The organism is Bosea sp. BIWAKO-01 (assembly GCF_001748145.1).
Lineage (GTDB): Bacteria > Pseudomonadota > Alphaproteobacteria > Rhizobiales > Beijerinckiaceae > Allobosea.
The window spans coordinates 4,260,685-4,277,740 of the sequence record NZ_BCQA01000001.1 but is presented as its reverse complement, the minus strand read 5'-3'; the positions used below and the strand labels follow the sequence as shown (position 1 = coordinate 4,277,740).

The 17,056-nt window shown below is 62.4% G+C and carries 12 protein-coding genes; 4 read left to right on the top strand and 8 right to left on the bottom strand.

Annotated features, from left to right (window positions below; translation table 11 throughout):
• Positions 1-127 precede the first annotated feature (127 nt).
• The 7 genes from BIWAKO_RS19995 to BIWAKO_RS19960 form a co-directional block, all read right to left on the bottom strand.
• Entirely contained in the window at positions 128-3,400 is a 3,273-nt protein-coding gene (locus BIWAKO_RS19995; protein WP_069880144.1) for an error-prone DNA polymerase, read from the bottom strand.
• Positions 3,397-4,920: a DUF6504 family protein gene (locus BIWAKO_RS19990; RefSeq protein WP_069880143.1), complete on the bottom strand. Its 1,524-nt coding sequence runs from the start codon at positions 4,918-4,920 to the stop codon at positions 3,397-3,399. The genes BIWAKO_RS19995 and BIWAKO_RS19990 overlap by 4 nt, the downstream gene beginning before the upstream one ends.
• Positions 4,835-5,590, bottom strand: coding sequence for an ImuA family protein (locus BIWAKO_RS19985; protein WP_465247428.1), 756 nt, complete (start codon positions 5,588-5,590; stop codon positions 4,835-4,837). The genes BIWAKO_RS19990 and BIWAKO_RS19985 overlap by 86 nt, the downstream gene beginning before the upstream one ends.
• A 359-nt stretch (positions 5,591-5,949) precedes the next feature.
• Complete coding sequence (locus tag BIWAKO_RS19980) at positions 5,950-6,732, bottom strand: extensin-like domain-containing protein (protein WP_176733364.1); 783 nt, start codon at positions 6,730-6,732, stop codon at positions 5,950-5,952.
• A 4-nt stretch (positions 6,733-6,736) separates the two neighbouring features.
• Entirely contained in the window at positions 6,737-7,717 is a 981-nt protein-coding gene (locus BIWAKO_RS19975; protein WP_069880140.1) for a L,D-transpeptidase family protein, read from the bottom strand.
• Positions 7,718-7,877: 160 nt separating this feature from the next.
• Positions 7,878-8,084 (bottom strand): CsbD family protein, encoded by a 207-nt coding sequence (locus BIWAKO_RS19970; protein ID WP_069880139.1) that lies wholly within the window; start codon positions 8,082-8,084, stop codon positions 7,878-7,880.
• 722 nt (positions 8,085-8,806) lie between these two features.
• Positions 8,807-10,330 carry a PAS domain S-box protein gene (locus BIWAKO_RS19960; RefSeq protein ID WP_074471586.1) on the bottom strand — a complete coding sequence of 508 codons (1,524 nt, stop codon included), beginning with the start codon at positions 10,328-10,330 and terminating at the stop codon, positions 8,807-8,809.
• A 587-nt stretch (positions 10,331-10,917) separates the two neighbouring features.
• Here BIWAKO_RS19960 and BIWAKO_RS19955 point away from each other — a divergent pair.
• From BIWAKO_RS19955 to BIWAKO_RS19945, 3 genes are all read left to right on the top strand, one after another.
• Positions 10,918-11,283, top strand: a complete 366-nt coding sequence (locus BIWAKO_RS19955) for a hypothetical protein (RefSeq protein ID WP_069880137.1) — start codon at positions 10,918-10,920, stop codon at positions 11,281-11,283.
• 616 nt (positions 11,284-11,899) lie between these two features.
• On the top strand, positions 11,900-13,513 hold the full coding sequence (locus BIWAKO_RS19950) for an SUMF1/EgtB/PvdO family nonheme iron enzyme (RefSeq protein WP_069882646.1): 1,614 nt from the start codon (positions 11,900-11,902) through the stop codon (positions 13,511-13,513).
• A gap of 12 nt (positions 13,514-13,525) precedes the next feature.
• Positions 13,526-14,035, top strand: a complete 510-nt coding sequence (locus tag BIWAKO_RS19945) for a DUF4399 domain-containing protein (protein ID WP_084651621.1) — start codon at positions 13,526-13,528, stop codon at positions 14,033-14,035.
• Between the two features lie 426 nt (positions 14,036-14,461).
• Here the strand turns inward: BIWAKO_RS19945 and BIWAKO_RS19940 are convergent, their stop codons facing one another.
• Positions 14,462-15,658 carry an MBL fold metallo-hydrolase gene (locus BIWAKO_RS19940; RefSeq protein ID WP_084651619.1) on the bottom strand — a complete coding sequence of 399 codons (1,197 nt, stop codon included), beginning with the start codon at positions 15,656-15,658 and terminating at the stop codon, positions 14,462-14,464.
• Between the two features lie 674 nt (positions 15,659-16,332).
• Between BIWAKO_RS19940 and BIWAKO_RS34370 the strand changes: the two genes are divergently transcribed.
• On the top strand, positions 16,333-16,635 hold the full coding sequence (locus BIWAKO_RS34370) for a DNA-3-methyladenine glycosylase (protein ID WP_074471585.1): 303 nt from the start codon (positions 16,333-16,335) through the stop codon (positions 16,633-16,635).
• Positions 16,636-17,056: the final 421 nt, after the last annotated feature.

Genomic DNA, 17,056 nt, shown 5'->3' with positions numbered 1-17,056 from the left:
AGACGACTCCGCCATGACACGCCATCCCGGACCGGCGGCTATCTGATTTCGAACCCGGACGTTTCTGCGGAGCTCCGTCGGCTCAAGGCTCAACTTGATAAGGAGAATCGTGATTACGGCGCCCCCCTCAGCGGAAGTCCCGCGTCTTCACCTTGATCGTGTCGATGTGCAGGTCCGGGATGTAGATGTCGCGGGTCCGCAGGCCCTTCGGCGGCATCCCGCGCGGGGCCGGTGTCGCCGAGCCGTGATGGAACTCGTCGCCGCGCCCATGCGGCACGGGGAAAGGCGCCTCCCGGTCGCCGACGCTGGCAAGCTCGGCAGACAGATCGGAAAGCCGCTGCGCAACGAGATGCACTACTTCGCCTTCGCGTTGTATCCGTCCACGCACGGAAATCATGCCGGCGGACAGAATGGTGCGGCGGTTCTGCTCGAAGACCTTTTGCCAGACGACGAGGTTGGCGATGCCGCTCTCATCCTCGAGGGTGATGAACATGACGCCCTTGGCGCTGCCTGGCCGCTGGCGGACAAGCACGATCCCAGCGGCCTCGAGCCAGCGGCCATCACGTGCTTCCATCGCCTCGGCGCAGGTAACGATGCGCCGCCGCCGCAGATCCCTTCGGAGGAAGGCGACCGGGTGACTGCGCAGCGACAGGCTGACATGTCGGTAGTCTTCGACCACCTCGCTGCCGGTCGTCATCTGCCGCAGGGACACAGTCGGCTCGTCCACTTCGGGGATGATCTCGGACTGCCTGGCAGAGGCTGCCGCGAAAAGCGGTAGCGGCTCATCGCGCAGCGCTTTGATCGCCCACAGCGCCTCACGACGCGCCAGACCGAAGCACGGTCGGAAGCCGTCGGCTTCGGCAATATGCGTGAGCGCAGCCACGGGAACGCCACCACGCCGCCAGAGGTCATCCACGGAAGCAAAGGGCTGATCGGCCCGAGCCGCGACGATGGCCGCCCCGTGAGCATTGGCGAGCCCTTTCACCATGCGCAAACCCAGCCGGATCGCGAAGCGGCTGTCGTCGCGGGTCGGCTCAAGCGTGCTGTCCCACCTCGAGGCGTTGGCGCAGACCGGACGAATCTCGATTCCATGCGCCTGCGCGTCACGGACGATCTGGGCGGGAGCATAGAAGCCCATGGGCTGGCTGTTGAGGAGTGCAGCGCAGAAGATGTCGGGATGCCAGCATTTGAGCCACGCTGAGGCGTAGGCAATCAGCGCGAATGAGGCTGCGTGGCTTTCCGGAAAGCCATAGCTGCCGAACCCTTCGAGCTGCTTGAAAGTCTGCTCGGCGAACTCCGGCTCGTAGCCGTTGGCGACCATGCCGGCGATCAGCTTGTCCTTGAACACGGAGACGCCGCCGGTGAACTTGAAAGTCGCCATCGACTTTCTGAGCATGTCGGCCTCACCCGGGGTGAAGCCGGCGCACTCGATCGCCACGCGCATGGCCTGTTCCTGGAACAGCGGCACGCCCAGGGTCTTGCCCAGCACCTTCTCCAGCTCCGGCTTGGGATAGTGGACTGGCTCCAGACCCTCGCGCCGGCGAAGATAGGGATGCACCATGTCGCCCTGGATCGGGCCTGGCCGGACGATCGCGACCTGGACGACGAGGTCATAAAACGTCCGGGGTTTCAGCCGCGGCAGCATCGACATCTGCGCGCGGCTCTCGATCTGAAAGGTGCCGAGCGTGTCGGCCTTCCGGATCATCGCGTAGGTGCGAGGGTCCTCGGCCGGGATCGTCGCAAGATCGAGATTGATGCCCTTGTGCTCGGACAGAAGGTTGAGCCCCTTCTTCATGCAGGTCAGCATGCCGAGCGCCAGCACGTCGACTTTCATGAACTTCAACGCATCGATATCGTCCTTGTCCCACTCGATGACCTGTCGATCGGCCATGGCGGCGGGCTCGATCGGAACGAGATCGTCGAGCCGGTCATGCGTGAGGACGAACCCTCCGGGGTGTTGGCTGAGGTGCCGGGGCGCGCCCATAAGCTGACGCGCCAGGTCGAGGGTCAGACGAAGCCGCCGATCCTTGAGGTTGAGGTTCAGCTCTTCGACATGGCGCGGCTCGACGCCTGCTTCCGACCAGGCCCAGACCTGCGAGGACAACGTGCCGATCAGGTCCTCCGGCAGGCCAAGGGCTTTTCCGACGTCCCGGAGCGCGCCCTTGGTGCGATAGCGGATAACGGTCGAGCATAGCGCAGCGTGATCGCGCCCATAGGTGTCGAAGATCCACTGCATGACGATCTCGCGCCGCTCATGCTCGAAATCGACGTCGATGTCCGGCGGCTCTCGGCGCTCCTCGGACACGAAGCGCTCGAACAGCAAATCATTGCGGCCCGGATCGATCGAGGTGATGCCGAGCACGTAGCAGACGGCCGAGTTCGCCGCCGAGCCGCGCCCCTGGCACAGAATGTCCCGCGATCGGGCGAAGCGAACGATCGAGTTCACCGTCAGGAAGTATGGGGCGTAGCCAAGCTTCTCGATTAGTCGAAGCTCGTGCTGAAGAGCTGCGGTTACGCTCTCTGGAATGCCTTCGGGGTAGCGCTCGATGGCGCCTTCCCAGGTCAGCTTGTCCAGGGTCTGTTGGGGAGTGAGCGCCGGATCGTCGCGCTCCTCGGGATATTGATAGGCCAGTTCATCGAGCGAGAAGCGGCATCGGCTGACGATCTGTAGCGTCCGCGCCAAAGCCTCGGGGTAGCGGCTGAACAGCCGATGCATCTCTTCCGGAGGCTTGATGTAGCGATCGGCATGTCGTTCGCGCCGGTCGCCCAGGGCGTCGATCGAGACGTTGTGTCGGATGCACGTCACTACGTCCTGGAGAATGCGCCGCGCGGGTTCATGGAAGAGCACGTCGTTGGTGACGACGGTCGACACGCCCATCCGGGCAGCGAGGTTCGAGAGTTCGTGAAGCCGGAGCTGGTCGTTCGGTCGTCGGCGCAACGTCAGCGCGAGATAGACGCGGTCAGCGAACGCATCGCGAAGTCGCCGAAGACGGAAGGCGCATTCCTCGTCGGCGTGATCAGGAACGAGGACAGCGATCAGACCCTCGCCATAGGCGACAAGATCGGGCCATTCGAGGTGGCACTTTGCCTTGCCACCGCGCTTCTTGCCGAGCGAGAGCAGCCGACAGAGCCGCGAGTACGCCGCCCGATCGGTGGGGTAGACGAGCACCGACGTACCATCGACCAGATCAAGCCGGCACCCCACGACGAGGCGAACCCCGGTCGTCTTTGCGGCCTCATAGGCGCGGACAATCCCCGCCAGCGAATTGCGGTCGACAATGGCGAGGGCTTCGGTGCCAGCCGCCGCAGCCTGCGCGAACAATTGCTCACATGAGGAGGCCCCGCGCAGGAAACTGAAATGCGAGGTGACCTGAAGCTCGGCGTAGCGTGGGCTGCTCATCCGAACACCCCGTGCAGAAACCAACGATGCGAGCCGGTCGCAACGTGCTCACCGTCGCCGGCGCGATAGAGCCAGTAGCGCTCACCGGCATCATCCTCGACCCGGAAATAGTCGCGAACCGCGGCCAGCTCGGCATCGCGCTTCCACCATTCGCCAAAGACTCGTTCGGGCCCGTCCGCACGCTTCACCCGTCGACGGATTCCCCGCCAGGTGAACCAAACCGGGGGCTGGTCAGGCAGCAGTGCCATGGTCTCGACCGGTTCCGGTTGCGGGAGCAGTCGGGTAGGCCGGGGCCAATGGCCTGGCCAACTTGCCCCCGTCTCGGCCGCCATGGCCGGGATGCGGCAGACGGAACGTTCAGGAACGTCGCTCGCGACCGGAGCCAGACGATAGATGGCGCGCTCCCCGACGCGGTTTATCAGGGTATCGACCAGGTCCGACACATCCGGGAGGCTTTCCTCGACAAGCGAGCTGGTGGTTTGCTTGCGTTCCAGCGGTTCGGCGATGGTCGCGGCGAGCGTCATCACCTCGATTCCGAAACCCGGCTCGATCGTATCGATCTTCTCGCAGAGGAGCCGGCTCAGTCGCTTGATGTCACGAACAGGCACCGCCAATCCGACCCGAATTGCCTGAGCGCGATTGTCGACGCGGTGGCAGATGAGGTCGAGACGACGCGCGCCGAACCCGCGCTCCTCGAGGCGTTCGCAGAGCTGCACGACGAGCTTGCCAATATAGCGCGCGATCGTCTCCGCGGCGCCGATCGGCTCGGCGAATGCCTGGCGAACCTCGATCAGGTCGGGTGGCCGAATGGCCTTGATCGGCTCGCCGAGATCGCCAAGCGCTTGGTCGATGCGGCGACCAATCTCCGGACCAAATCGCAGAGCCAGAGGCGCCCGCGGCTGCTCCAGCAGATCACCGATCCGCTCGAAGCCCAGAGTGCGGAGTCCGACGCTAACGGAGGATGGAAGCCGCAGAGCCTCCAGCGGCAACGATGCGATGACGGATGGCCCATGCCCTGGAGCAGCCCTGATCGCCGAACGTGTCCTGTAACGAGCCAACGCATGTGCGGCGCCCCACGAGTCGGCGACGGCCGCTCGCGCGGCGATCCCCGACATGGCGAGGCGGCCGATCAGCCCGTCGAGCATGGCGCTCTCGCCACCATGCAAATGGTCGGCACCTGACGAGTCGATGACGATCCCGTCCGGCGGATCGGGTGCGACGACCGGTGCGATACGCTCCAAAATCCAGACGGCCAGCCGCTCCAGCCCTTCGGAGTCGGCGGCCGGATCGGCGTCCTCGACGATCAGCCCCGGAACGAGCACCTGCGCCTTTGTCACCGGCATGCCAGAGCGGAGGCCGGAAGCTTGTGCCGCAGCATCCGCTGCCAGCACTATCCGCCTGTTTCCGTCGCGGCCTATCAGGACGAGCGGCGCCTCAGGCGGAGGCGCTGCGTCGCCCGCCTTCCGCCGCGCCCGGTCGGTGGACCAGGTCGGCAGGAAGAGCGAGACAACCCGTGTCATCGCACGCCTCCAACTCGAAATCTGCACTGTCGCCGGCGCGGGCCCGGATGAGTTCGACCAGCCAGCGAGGCCGTCCCACGCCGGGCACCGGCAGCGCTGTGGACGGCATCACCGAGACGCGCCAGCGCGTCATCGCGGCCGTTGGCTGCCCGAAATCGGCTGCCTCCGTCTGACGCCGCCAACGGCGAAGGGCGATCCCGATCGAGCCTGTCCCCTCCGCGGCCAGTTGCAGCCGACGAGAGGCGGTCATGGACAGGCGAGCGACTTCCCCGACGACGGAGCCCAGTCCTCCGTGCCGTAGCCCTTCCTCCATGCAGGAAAGCACGGTCCTGTCGTCGCAGGCTTCCACATAGATCACCCGATCGGCACCCAGTCCGGCTTGTGCGATGGAGGGCGCGAAGAGGTCCGGCCGCGTGATACACCACAGGACCCTCCCCCGGGTGCGGGCAGCAACTCCTGCGCTGAACAGCGCGGCCGCGGCACCGTCAATCGCGCCGTTGCCGCCGCCAGCCACTTCATGCAGCGCCCCGAGGGCCAGTCCGCCACCTGGGAGGCGCGAGTCCACCTCGGCGATACCGAACGGCAGCACCGATCTTGCGCGCCGGTTCGTGCCTTCGATCCTTTCGATCTGGGCGCGCAGAGACTGTATGGCGAGCTCGGGCCGCACAATTGTTGGTGTCCTCTGGAAATAGGCGGGCCGTTATGTTCCTCTTTTGTTCCTACTTCACCACTCGGGAGTCAAGATGAGGTCATCATGCGATATCCGCTTCGCGGAGTGATCAGAGTGGTCCAACCACGTCCGGATTCATGGCGACAAAGAGTTCAGCCTGACGCTGAAACAACCCCAGCCAGTGGCTCAAACGATCGAACCTGCCCCCAGGTTCCTGGAAAGTACGCGCGTCGTTCGTCCGCAATGACGTCAACACGCGTACTCTGAAGGACCTGAAGGAGGTTTCCCGCCTCTCCCTCCCGGCGTGTCGTTGAAGCCGCCTCTTGAGGAGTGGTTTGGCGGCGAGAACTGTCTGTCACTCATTCGACCGTCCACTGACAAATGCGAAACCCACGAGGGCGCTCGCGCATGTCGAGATGGAGGTGATCTTTGTGGGAGCTGTCAGCCCCCGGGCCCAGGACAGTCGTGAACCGTTGGCAGGCGCTCTTCTGGACAGCTTCACGGATCGAGCGGGACTCGGATTCGTTACCAACGAATGCCAACGCTCGGCCATCTTGCATCAACAGTCCACCCACATCGAGAGCGTTGCCGCTTGCATGCTCGCTGATGGGTGCGCCTGCATCACCATTTCGGGCCCGGCAGGCATGTCCTCCGACCCCGGCCAGTTTCGCGAGCTGGCTGTTCTCCCGTTTCATCAGCGCAGTGAGATCGTCGCGGACCCAGGCGATAACCTCCAATGCGAACGGGCACCGCACAGTGATCGCACTGTCCAGTTCGATTTTGGAACCGTCAGGGATGGTCACCCGCTGAAATGTTACCGGGTCCTCGATCGCACATTCACCGGTGCTTGTGCCACCGGCCGAGGGCAGCACAACGCCTCCGTTCTCCTCGAAGACACGGATGCAGGTCGACGGACCGCCCCCGCCCTGTCCGCTTGAACTGTCCTGAGCGGGCTCAACGTGCGGCCTCAAACCGGTCGGCCGTTTCGGAGGGAGCGGTGCGAGCACAGGGCCCGATTGCAAGAGGCCGTGCCCTTCGGTCTGACGGTCGCGTGCTAGCGCCCCGAAGCCCAGCATCGAAAGGGAAAGACTTAAGGAAAGGGCGAATCCGGCGAAACCGCGCCGGTTCTGGCGACCTGCCATAGATCTAATCCAGGAACTGCACAGGCACACCCGGGCGCACGAGGTCGCCAAGCTCCTCCGCATCCCAGTTGGTTAATCTCACGCAGCCATGCGACGTTGTTTTGCTGACCTGCGAGGGTTCTGGTGTCCCGTGAATGCCGAACGTTGGCTCAGACAGTGCAATCCAGATGGTTCCGACCGGGTTATTCGGTCCGGGCGGAAGGACGAGGGTTTCGTCATTCTTGCCCTGCTGGAAATTCTTCTCAGGGTCATAGGTGTAGTTCGGGTTCCGCGCGATGCGCGTCACCGTGTACTGGCCGGTCAGCGACGGTGTGGCCTTGCTTCCGATCGTGGCCGGGTAGCTGGCCAAGACAGTGTCGCCTTCGCCGTAAACGATGAGCATGCCCGTGCTCTTGACGGCATCTATCCGTTTGGCGCCCCCCTTCAGAACCGAGCGGCCGCCAGACAGGACGTAAATTCCGCTGCCGGTCTCCGTGAAGCCAAGTCCCGGGTTTAGCTCCATCAAGAGCTTTTCGCTCATGTGAAAGCGCTCGCCGAGCATCTCCTGCGGGCTGGTATAGGAGAGCCGCTTCATCTTGGCCTGCTTCGCATAGTCGCGGGGAATATCGTCAGCGAAGTCGTATTCTGTGTCCTTGTTGGACAACTTGTATTCCACCACGACATCCTGATCGCTACCGCCGCCGAGAGCGAGCCAAGCGACCTCGTCCAGTTCGTCGCTTTCGCCAAGATTTTCCTGGCGCCTAAATTGCCCTACGGCTTTGCGGAAGTTCTCCCCATCGACGCCATCGATCACACCTGGTGAAATGCCACGCCGGGCGAGCAGGGCTTGAGCCTTCACGATGAAGGGGTTGGGCCCATTCGCTGCCTGGTGGGTTCGCGCCGCGAATGTCGCCGTGTTGACCTGTTCGGCTGTGAGAGCCGACGCCGGAACTGCACCGAGGCCCAGGAGAACCACCAAGGTTGTCATCAAATCAACGGGTTTCATCGATCTGGGCTCCGTGAGGTCATACACCCGACCCAAGATCACCACTCATCGATGATCATGCGGGGACCTGGTATTGGGGCGAATGGGGCGCTGCGTTCCGAGAGAAACGTAGTTGGGAGCCCCGTCGGCTCAAGCCGACGGGGCGTCTTCACTGCAATGGCTACTGCCAAGTCTGACGGCCGTACCAGTTATCGACGTCCGACCGAACCTGATCCTTCGCGAGACCGTATCGCTCCTGGATTTTCCCCTCGAGCTGATCACGCTTGCCTGCGATCACATCGAGGTCATCATCAGTGAGTTTGCCCCACTGTTCTTTGACCTTGCCCTTAAGCTGCTTCCAGTTTCCTTCGACGCGATTCCAATCCATGGGACCTCTCCGTTGGCGAAAATGGGATAGCTGAGGAACGCACGAACAGCGTTTTGGTTCAGCTTCACCTCGGGCAATCTGGTCCGTCGGTGACCACTCCTTGCCGCTGCGATGGCTTCCCTGCGCGCGAAAACCGGAAAACCGCGGACCGTCCCCGCAACCTGTTCGAGCTTGGATTGTTATCGGTGGGCGACCGTTGGGGCGGAGGAGCCTTCATGGATCTCATCATCAAGCAAACGAGCTCGACACGGTGGGACCTCATCGACTTGCTCGGCCGTAACGCCGGGGATGTCGAGCTGGCCTTGTCCGGAAGCTTCCGCGTAGTCCCGTTGGGCCGAGCTCTGGGTACGATGCAACACTCTCGCCGGGGCCATATTCCTCTTTAGACGCAGCGCTCGCCGCGATCGAGATTCATACGCGAGGCGTGTGCAGACGGGAGCCAGAGGGGCGCGGGCAACAGACGCCTGTCGGCCCGGGCAATGAGGACACCTAAGGGCTTACGGCCCGGTGAGCACATAGCCGCTCCGAGAACCGCGCGGCGTCATAGGTCCAAGCGTGACGGCCCGTCGGTGAGAACGCTCGCCGCGATCATAGTCCCGTCAGCGCCGGTCTATCGCAGGCGCTCACACTGTCTATTCTGATTGCGGGCCGAGGGAAGGCCGCGTTCGCGAACAGCGGCGCTCTTTTCCGTTCCGCTGCCGGGCCTATTCAAACCATTCGCGTCAGGCTCCGAGCCTGTCGCGTTCGATGACAAGCTCAATTTCAACGCCTAACGGATTCCAGTCCCTGCTGACCCGGCCAAGCTGACTGGCCGTCGCCTTGACCAACCGGCTGCCGAAGCCTTCACTTCGTATGATCGTCGGCGGTGGCCCTCCGCGCTCACGCCAGACGAGTACGAATTCGGACGATCGATCCGAGCATGTGATCTCAACCGTGCCATCCATGGTGGAAAGACTGCCGTACTTTGCCGCGTTGGTTGCGAACTCATGGAGCAGTAGCGAGAGCGATGTAACCAGAGTTGAGGGCACCGGAGTATCGGCACCGCTAACCTCGCTGCGTGGCCGTCCACCGACCTCATACGGCGCAAGTATTGCCGCGATCAGGGCGTGCAGCGTGGTGGCTGCCGGCTCGCCACCAGCAGCCATGGCAGACATCGTAAGCGCGTGGACGCGTGACAAGGTCGCGAGTCGCTCGGATACCGTTGCGGCGAGCTCAGCCGGGCTGGAGGCCGAACGCGCGGTGAGATTGACGATACCGCTTGTGAGCGCGAAGACATTTTTGATCCGGTGGTTCATCTCGCGCAGGATCATTTGCTGCTGCTCCTGCGCGCGCTGTCGATCCGAAATGTCGCGGGCGATCTTGGATGCGCCCACGATCTCGCCCCGAGCGTCCTTAATCGGCGAGACAGTCAGCGAGATTGCGACAAGCGTTCCGTCCTTACGTCGGCGGATGGTCTCAAAATGCTCGATTCGCTCTCCAGAGCGAATGCGCGCCAGAATTTCTGGCTCCTCGTCCCGCCGGTCTTCGGGAATGAGCAGTAGCACCGACTGGCCTAGGACCTCCTCGCATCGATAGCCGAAAAGCCGCTCGGCGCCCGGATTCCAGTCGGTAATAATGCCGTCCACATCCTTGGCGATGATGGCATCTTCGGACGATTCGACGAGCGCCGTCAGCCGCCGGGCCGAGGCATCGTTGCTATGGCGTTCGATGGCAAAGCCAAGCTGGCGCGCGATCACCAGCGCGACATCGCGCTCGTGATCGGTGAAGACCCGCGGCGTGTCGTAATAGACCATGAACTTGCCGGCAAGTTTATCGGCCCCCGCGAGCGGAATGAAGGCCAGGGCGTGAATGCCTTCACCGATGATGGTCTCAATCAACTCCGGAGGATCTCCGCTTAGAGCGATGTCCGAAACGAAGATGGGGTCGGCCTCGCGGTCCTGACGCTGCCAGGGCGAGTGGCCATCGACAGCCGCGCGGTATCCATCTGAGAGTCCGCGCCAGGCGACGAAACGCATCGTTCCGCCCTCGTCGAAGCGCAGAATGGAGGCACGGGGGCTCACGAGCGCTGCGCAAATGGCGTCGAGGGCTGCCTCGTAGATGTCGACGAGCGTGCGAGCGCGAAACAAGCGATCGGTGAAGTGGAAGAGTGTGGTCTGTTCCCGAACCTGGCGCGCCAGATCGTTGGCGGCGTCCGCAGTTTTGCTACGAACCGCGACGCTGGAATGACGGTCGGCGCTTCGCACCATCGGCGGCCTCGCGGCATAGCCAGTTCAGATCATCTCACAATGAGAGGTCCCCTCTGGCGAGCTAATATTCGAACACCGAATTCGGCTGGTCTCAATGTCAATTGTTCATAGGCCGTCGCATTTTTTGACCTGAGTTCTGCGCGGCCCCTATGGTTGCGAGCGGATACTGCCGAGCGGAACCTTCGGCCGCGACGTATCGATTGAACTAGGCATGGTTTTGAAAGGCACGATGATTTCGCATTTTGTAGCGCTGGTTATCCAAAAGCGCAGCGAACTAGCGGCACCCCAGAAGATTGGGGGCCGTCGGTCAGCAGGTACCGCTACTTCTGCACCAATGACCACGTGGTTTTTCGAGCCAACGACCCGGCGCGTCATTCATATCGTTGAATGAACGGCTGATGGAGCGTACCGAGGGCAAGCAGCGGCGCTGAAAGCCCCCTTCGCCCGCGCGCAGTCCGCTGCTTGTGGTCCCGCCAGAGCACGGGTCGCGGGGAGCGGGCGACTGTCGATGCGAGGGCTAGTGCACCCATGCTTGTGGCGTACGGTGAATACTGATCTCGTGGCTGGGGGCCGTGCGAGGTAAGGCGATGAGCACCACCACTGACATGAGCGGATTTCCCGACGACGAACTGGTCTGGCACAAGTTCACCGGCCTGACCGCGGACGACATCACGATATGGACGAGCACGCGCGAGCATTGGCGCGATGCGCCATTTACGATCATGCCAATGGTCTACCCTGACGGCAGAGTGTCGCGCCAATTTGTCGGCTACGACAATATCAATCGGCGCATCCTGTTCAAAGACGCCGAAAACCTCGAGGAGGCCAGGCAGGGGGTGGCCCAGTATATTGCCAAGATGCGTGACGGCCATTCTTGGGAAGTAGACGAGGCGGTGGACTACGCAGCGCTTCGTGATCGGATGGCCAGCCGCGAGGGAAAGCCCCGGCGCTGAGAAGCGATCACTGCCAATGCCGTGTCGGCTCTGGCAGCGCGCCCGTGGTCACCAGCATCGAAACAGGCGCCCTCAGCGCATCGCCTCCCGCGGTTGAGGCAGCGGACAACAAGGGGTGACGGCCACTGCGGACTGGCCCACGAAAGTTCTGAAACGATCTTGGCCGTCAAGTCTCGCGGGTCAGCGTCGTTCCATCTTCCGTGATTTCAAAGGTGTGGTCGTCCACGAAACGCACGTCCCGCCCATCCGCCAAGCCGTATGATATGACGCCCCGCTCAGCGCCATCGCGCTTGAATAGGCGGGTTAGGAGTGGAAGCTTTCGCCTGACGATGACGATGTGCAACCGCCCTCGCCCATCTCGGCATTCTACCCGATAAAGTTCCTTCATACCGGCTCTCCGCGGGAACCTCGCACCCGACTCCTTTAACGGTCCGCAGGTCCGCTGCGTTCCGGTCGTCTTCGCGGATGATCCGGGTGAAGGTGGGGCCGAGCGTGCTCCGCTGCCGGAGCGCCAGGGCAACGCCCAGCGCTCATAGATCAGCGGAAATTTCGCGACGCTGGATGGGCTACCTGATATGGATAAGGCGGGGCTGTGGGATCCACAGTGGTGGTCGTGATGCGCGAAGAGTTTCCAGCTCATCCGCACCCTCATCGCAGGCTCGCCGCTATCCTCGCGGCGGACATCGTTGGTTACAGCCAGATGATGGGCCACGACGAGGAAGGAACGGTTCGCCGGCTGAAGCAGGTTCGCCGCGAGATCGTCGATCCCACACTTGAAGAGCACTACGGGAGGCTCATAAAGAACACAGGCGATGGCTTCCTCGCTATGTTCGACAGTCCGCTCGAAGCCGTGAGATGCGCGATTGTCATTCAGCAGTCCGTGACGGCAAGGAACACCGATGTTCCGCGTGATGAGAGGCTGCAATACCGGATAGGGGTGAACCTAGGCGACGTTATCGTTGAGCCGGACGATGTCTTTGGCGATGGCGTCAACATCGCCGCCCGCCTGGAGGCTCTAGCGACGCCCGGCGGCGTCTATATCTCAGGCGGCGTCTACGAACAGATTAAGAATAAGCTGGTCTGCGGATATCAGTCGCTTGGCGACGAGAAGCTGAAAAACATTACCGATCCTGTTCGCATCTATCGTGTGCTTGCCGATCCGGCTGCCTTCACTCGCGCGACGAAAAAAAGACGCCTATTTTTGATGCCTGCGGGGATCGCGACAGCTTTTGCGCTGGTTGCCGCGGGCCTCTACTCCGCCGGCTTCTTGCCGATCGGCGGAAAGCCAAGTCTGGTGTCGGTCGAACAGCGCCCGCAATGGGTGCCCGTCCCCCTCGTCACGGTGACAAACCAACCTGCGCGTGCCCCCCGGGCTGAGCCGCCGGCAAGCAACAATGCGGATGCGGCTAAACCTTTGGCGCCATCGGCGGATCCCATGCCTGGCGCCCCAGCTTCGGATCGCGCCCTGGCTTCAGATCCGCAGGTCGCGATTTTGACTCCGGACCTTCCTGCTGCACGAATGATTCAAAGTGCTTCCGGCTTCCGAGACTGCGAAACCTGCCCCGAGATGATCCGCATACCCGGCGGGTCTTTTCGGATGGGTAGCGACGAAGATCCCTCGGAACAACCGATCCGGACCGTGACCATTTCGCCGTTTGCAATCGGTTTGTCTCCCATCTCCGTCGCTGAGTGGAACCGATGCGCGGCGGCAAAGGGCTGCAACTTCGCGCTCGACGGAAGCGACATAGCGCCAGCGCGCAATCTGAGCTGGCTCGATGCCAAGCAGTATGTGGATTGGCTCGCGAAATTGACCGGTAAACCTTACCGTTTGCCGAGCGAAGCGGAGTGGGAAGACGCCGCCAGGGCGGGCACCTCGACCCGCTTCTGGTGGGGGCGGGAGCTCGAATCCGGCAAGGCCAATTGCAAGGACTGCGGCGGCCCTCAAGATCCGAAGGTTCCGATGCCGGTCGGCAGTTTCGCACGCAATGCATTCGGTGGTGCCGATTTCGGAGGCGGTGTCGCGCAGTGGGTTGCCGATTGCTGGCTGCCCAACTACCGGGATGCGCCGTCGGATGGCTCCCCTCGGACGGCAGAGAATTGTCGCGAGAATGTCTTGAGAGGCGGCTCCTGGCGAAGCAACGCTGCCTCGGTGAGGCCAGCGAGCCGGACCCATTACGATACGGGCGTCCGTTATCCTGCACACGGTTTCAGGATAGCTCGCTCGCTCTGACAGGAGGGTTCCATGGGCCGATCCACCAGCAGCATCTTTCTAGCCTTTGCTGTAGTGAGCCTCTTCCCGTTCGAAACCCCTGCGCAGACGGCGCCAGCCCAAACACCCTCCACCCCGCAACGCGTGCCATCTCCGGATGCGCGCCTTTACATCATCTATCCTTGGGACGGAGCGCAGATCCGGGGCGAATTCTGGGTGCGGTTCGGCCTCCGAAATATGGGCGTGACACAGGCCGGCAGCTCCGCTCCGAATGCCGGACATCATCACCTCCTGGTCGATGTCAACGATGAGATTGTTCCGGATGAGCCGCTTCCGTCAGACAACAAGCATCTGCACTTCGGTGCGGGGCAGACAGAGGCTAGGCTTGAGTTGCCGCCTGGAAAACATACCCTCCAACTGGTGCTCGGCGACCCCGACCACCGACCATTCAAACCCATGCTCACATCGAAGAAGGTGACCATAACCGTGTTGCCAGCGGCGCCGACGAAAACGTCGAAGAAGGCCAGTGGAAAAGGTGCTTAAGGTGTGAAGGCAGACGACTCCGGTGCACCCAGCCCCATCCGAGGCCCGCACTTCATTTCATGGTTCTTTCTGGTGTTGGGCGAACACAAACTCGGGCGTGGTGGAACTGTCATTGAGTCCATTCGATTTCTCTATGGCGCAACACAAGCCAACTTCTGCTGCGGGCATCCCGAGTTCCTTTGTGTGTCAGGCCCTCTCAGCGCGGAAGGGATCAGGGTGAAGGCCGAACCTGGTCAGACCGAGATCTAGTTCCGATCATCCGGAGGCGATGGTTCCGGACCTCATAATCTCTAATGGCGCCCCCAAGAGCCGCCAGTTCGAGGTCCTTCACCGGATTGGGCTTCGCATCCTCAATCTCGCCCACGCCCTGAAGAGCGCAGCGATATTCCTCATGGCAGGTGAGGCAGATTGTCGGTGCTGCGTGCCTTAAGAACGTTGGCTATCGAAGATCAACCGAGTCCCCGTATACGCCCGCACCAGCTTCATCGGAAGTTCGGCCTTAGCGAGATCGGTGAATGGTTCGCCGGTGCAGTGAAGCGGAATGACATAGGTCGGATCAATCTCTCTCAGAGCGGCAATGGTCTGACGCAGGTAGTCCGGCTGGTAGGGGGCCAGATGGAAGCCGCCGATCACCGCATGGACCTTAACGACACCGGATACCGCTTGAGCTTGCTTGATCGCATTGATCACACCGCGATGGCTGCATGAGGTGAGCACGACAAGCCCCCGCCCCTTAAGGTTGAAGGCCGTGGCAAGCTCATGACGGAACCGGTCGGGCACCTGCCCCGGCCTTCTGTCCTCCTCCGCGAGCCGCTCCGGGGAGCAGCCGAGACCATTATCCATCCCGATCTTCATGGCACTCGGGGACAGTAGCGTTTCGAAGCTGCTCTGGCTGATTTGGCCAGAAGTGAAACCATGATCTCCGACGAGCGAAGCGCCAATAGAGTCCGTCACCACGAGATCAGCCTTTTCGAGCGCCCTGCGATCGAGGACCCCGAAATCGCCCCGCGCGGGTGGACCGGTCCATTCCCGGGCACAGAAACAATCCTCGCCACCCACATAAAGCGGTAGTTTGGGTTTCAGCTTACCGCTGGTGCGCTGAAGGAAGCCCACGAGCCCGCCGAAATGGTCGTAATGACCATGGCTAAGCACCAACGCATCCAGGGCGCCCGGGTTGAGGCCGACGAGTTCGATATTGGTGTTGAGAGCTTCGGGCGTGAAACCGAAATCGATCAGAGTGTTTCGGATCTCGGAGCCACGCTGGGTCTCGACATGCATCGAAAGACCAAATTCGCTAACCAGTGTCCTGCTGGGCGGATGATTACCGATTCCCCACCCGAAATGCTGTATGTCGAGACCGTCGACCTTTCTGCTTGGGGCGACGGCGAACTGATAGCTGTCGATCAGGACGCGAACGGCAACCCGGTCCAATTCCGGGACCTCGCCCGTGAGCCTCTCGGCGCTGGCCGGTCTGGTCTCGCCCAGCAACCCGGCCAGCAATCCGGCGAAGAGGGAAGCGCCCCCGCCACAGATGAGTTCTCGTCGGTCCAAAGCCTCACAGACAAGTCGCCGTGGTTTAGCATTGCAGCGACACAAAAAAGCATTGGAGCGACCAACACGCATGGCGACCTCCTGAACCGGTTTCGACCGATGGTCATCAGAGGCGCGGGACGAAGCGAAATGCTCGCTCGTCGGGCATTGTGAGAAAGCAAGGATACACCTCCCAGCCCCACCGTCCAACCGCATCGAAGCGGCATTCGGCGCCGGCCCCACCGAACTGGCGGGACGGCGGTTCGATCATCGGAGGTGGAAATATGCCAGGACGCTAGACTAGGAGGCCTCGCACATTGCTGCCAAGCGCAGCAGCCCCGACAACTCCGTTAGGCACTCGGCAGATCTCATTTCCGACGCGCAGATGGCAGCGATCGATGATGGCGGCAGCGTGCTGGACGCGGCCGGATTCATCACGGCCCACGGACTGCAAATGCGCTCGCGCGGTCCCCGATCCCGCTAGCGACCGGCAATTTCGCATTGCGGCAAATCCTTAGTTCGTCGGTCGATTGGAACCGATTGCTCTTCGAGCCGTTGCGCATTCATCGGACGGCGAACAGGCCGCCTTCAATGCGTTCGCCGCTGGCGTCGCCCTTAAAGTAAATCCCTCATGACAGAGTACACCTCCCGCGGCGTCGCCGACGCCCCGACCGCACGTGCGTCTTCCGCAGTTTCCTGGGGCGCCGTCCTCGGGGGAGCCGTCGTCAGCTCCTCCGTCTCCTTAATGTTGCTCGCCGCCGGCCGCGATAGCCCCGGAGGTCGGCATCGATAAGATGATCATGCGGCGAGGGGCGGAGAGAAATCTCTGCTCGGGACCCGGGCGGCTCGCAAAGGCGCTTGGAATAAACGATGCGCACAACGGCCTGAGTTTGACGGAACCCCCTTTTTTCGTACGCGCGCCCAGTGAACGGCCGGCAATCGTGAGCGGCACTCGCATAGGCATTTCCAAAGCGCCCGAGCGGCCCTGGCGCTTCGGTCTGCGTGGTTCACGCTTCTGGAGCCGCCCCTTCACTCCGCAGCAGCCTGGAATCGCCGGGACAACCGACTAGCGGTGATGCCGGGACTGCCGAAAGCCCTTGGGCGGTGCAGAACTCTCGGTCAGGCGCATCCCTCGGGGGCGAGCCAACCGTATCCCTTGCAAGAGTATCGCGGCACATTTCTGCGGGCGGGAGCTCTGGAAAACCATCGGAGGTCTCGAATATTGGCGACCCATCCAACAGTGATGCCAGCAAAACCGCCGCACGGGCGCATCGGCAAAGTGAAACGCCAAGGGGCAGGCGATAACGCCCATGCGCGCGGAAGACCATTCGAATGCACATTCCGCTGCGGAGCCCCCTGTCGAGGGGCGACAGGGTTTTCTCGGCCGCCCGGTTCTTGCTGTGCTCATCGGCGGCCTTTTACTGGTTGGCCTCGCGTGGATCGTGCACTACGCGACGAGGTAACCGCTGGGAATGGTCCCGGCTTCCGGCA

Coding starts and splice junctions, on each gene's coding strand:
- BIWAKO_RS19955 (WP_069880137.1), top strand. CDS start 10,918: ATGAGCACCACCACTGACATGAGCGGATTTCCCGACGACGAACTGGTC.
- BIWAKO_RS19995 (WP_069880144.1), bottom strand. CDS start 3,400: ATGAGCAGCCCACGCTACGCCGAGCTTCAGGTCACCTCGCATTTCAGT.
- BIWAKO_RS19960 (WP_074471586.1), bottom strand. CDS start 10,330: ATGGTGCGAAGCGCCGACCGTCATTCCAGCGTCGCGGTTCGTAGCAAA.
- BIWAKO_RS19990 (WP_069880143.1), bottom strand. CDS start 4,920: ATGACACGGGTTGTCTCGCTCTTCCTGCCGACCTGGTCCACCGACCGG.
- BIWAKO_RS19980 (WP_176733364.1), bottom strand. CDS start 6,732: ATGGCAGGTCGCCAGAACCGGCGCGGTTTCGCCGGATTCGCCCTTTCC.
- BIWAKO_RS19975 (WP_069880140.1), bottom strand. CDS start 7,717: ATGAAACCCGTTGATTTGATGACAACCTTGGTGGTTCTCCTGGGCCTC.
- BIWAKO_RS19950 (WP_069882646.1), top strand. CDS start 11,900: ATGCGCGAAGAGTTTCCAGCTCATCCGCACCCTCATCGCAGGCTCGCC.
- BIWAKO_RS19970 (WP_069880139.1), bottom strand. CDS start 8,084: ATGGATTGGAATCGCGTCGAAGGAAACTGGAAGCAGCTTAAGGGCAAG.
- BIWAKO_RS19945 (WP_084651621.1), top strand. CDS start 13,526: ATGGGCCGATCCACCAGCAGCATCTTTCTAGCCTTTGCTGTAGTGAGC.
- BIWAKO_RS19940 (WP_084651619.1), bottom strand. CDS start 15,658: ATGCGTGTTGGTCGCTCCAATGCTTTTTTGTGTCGCTGCAATGCTAAA.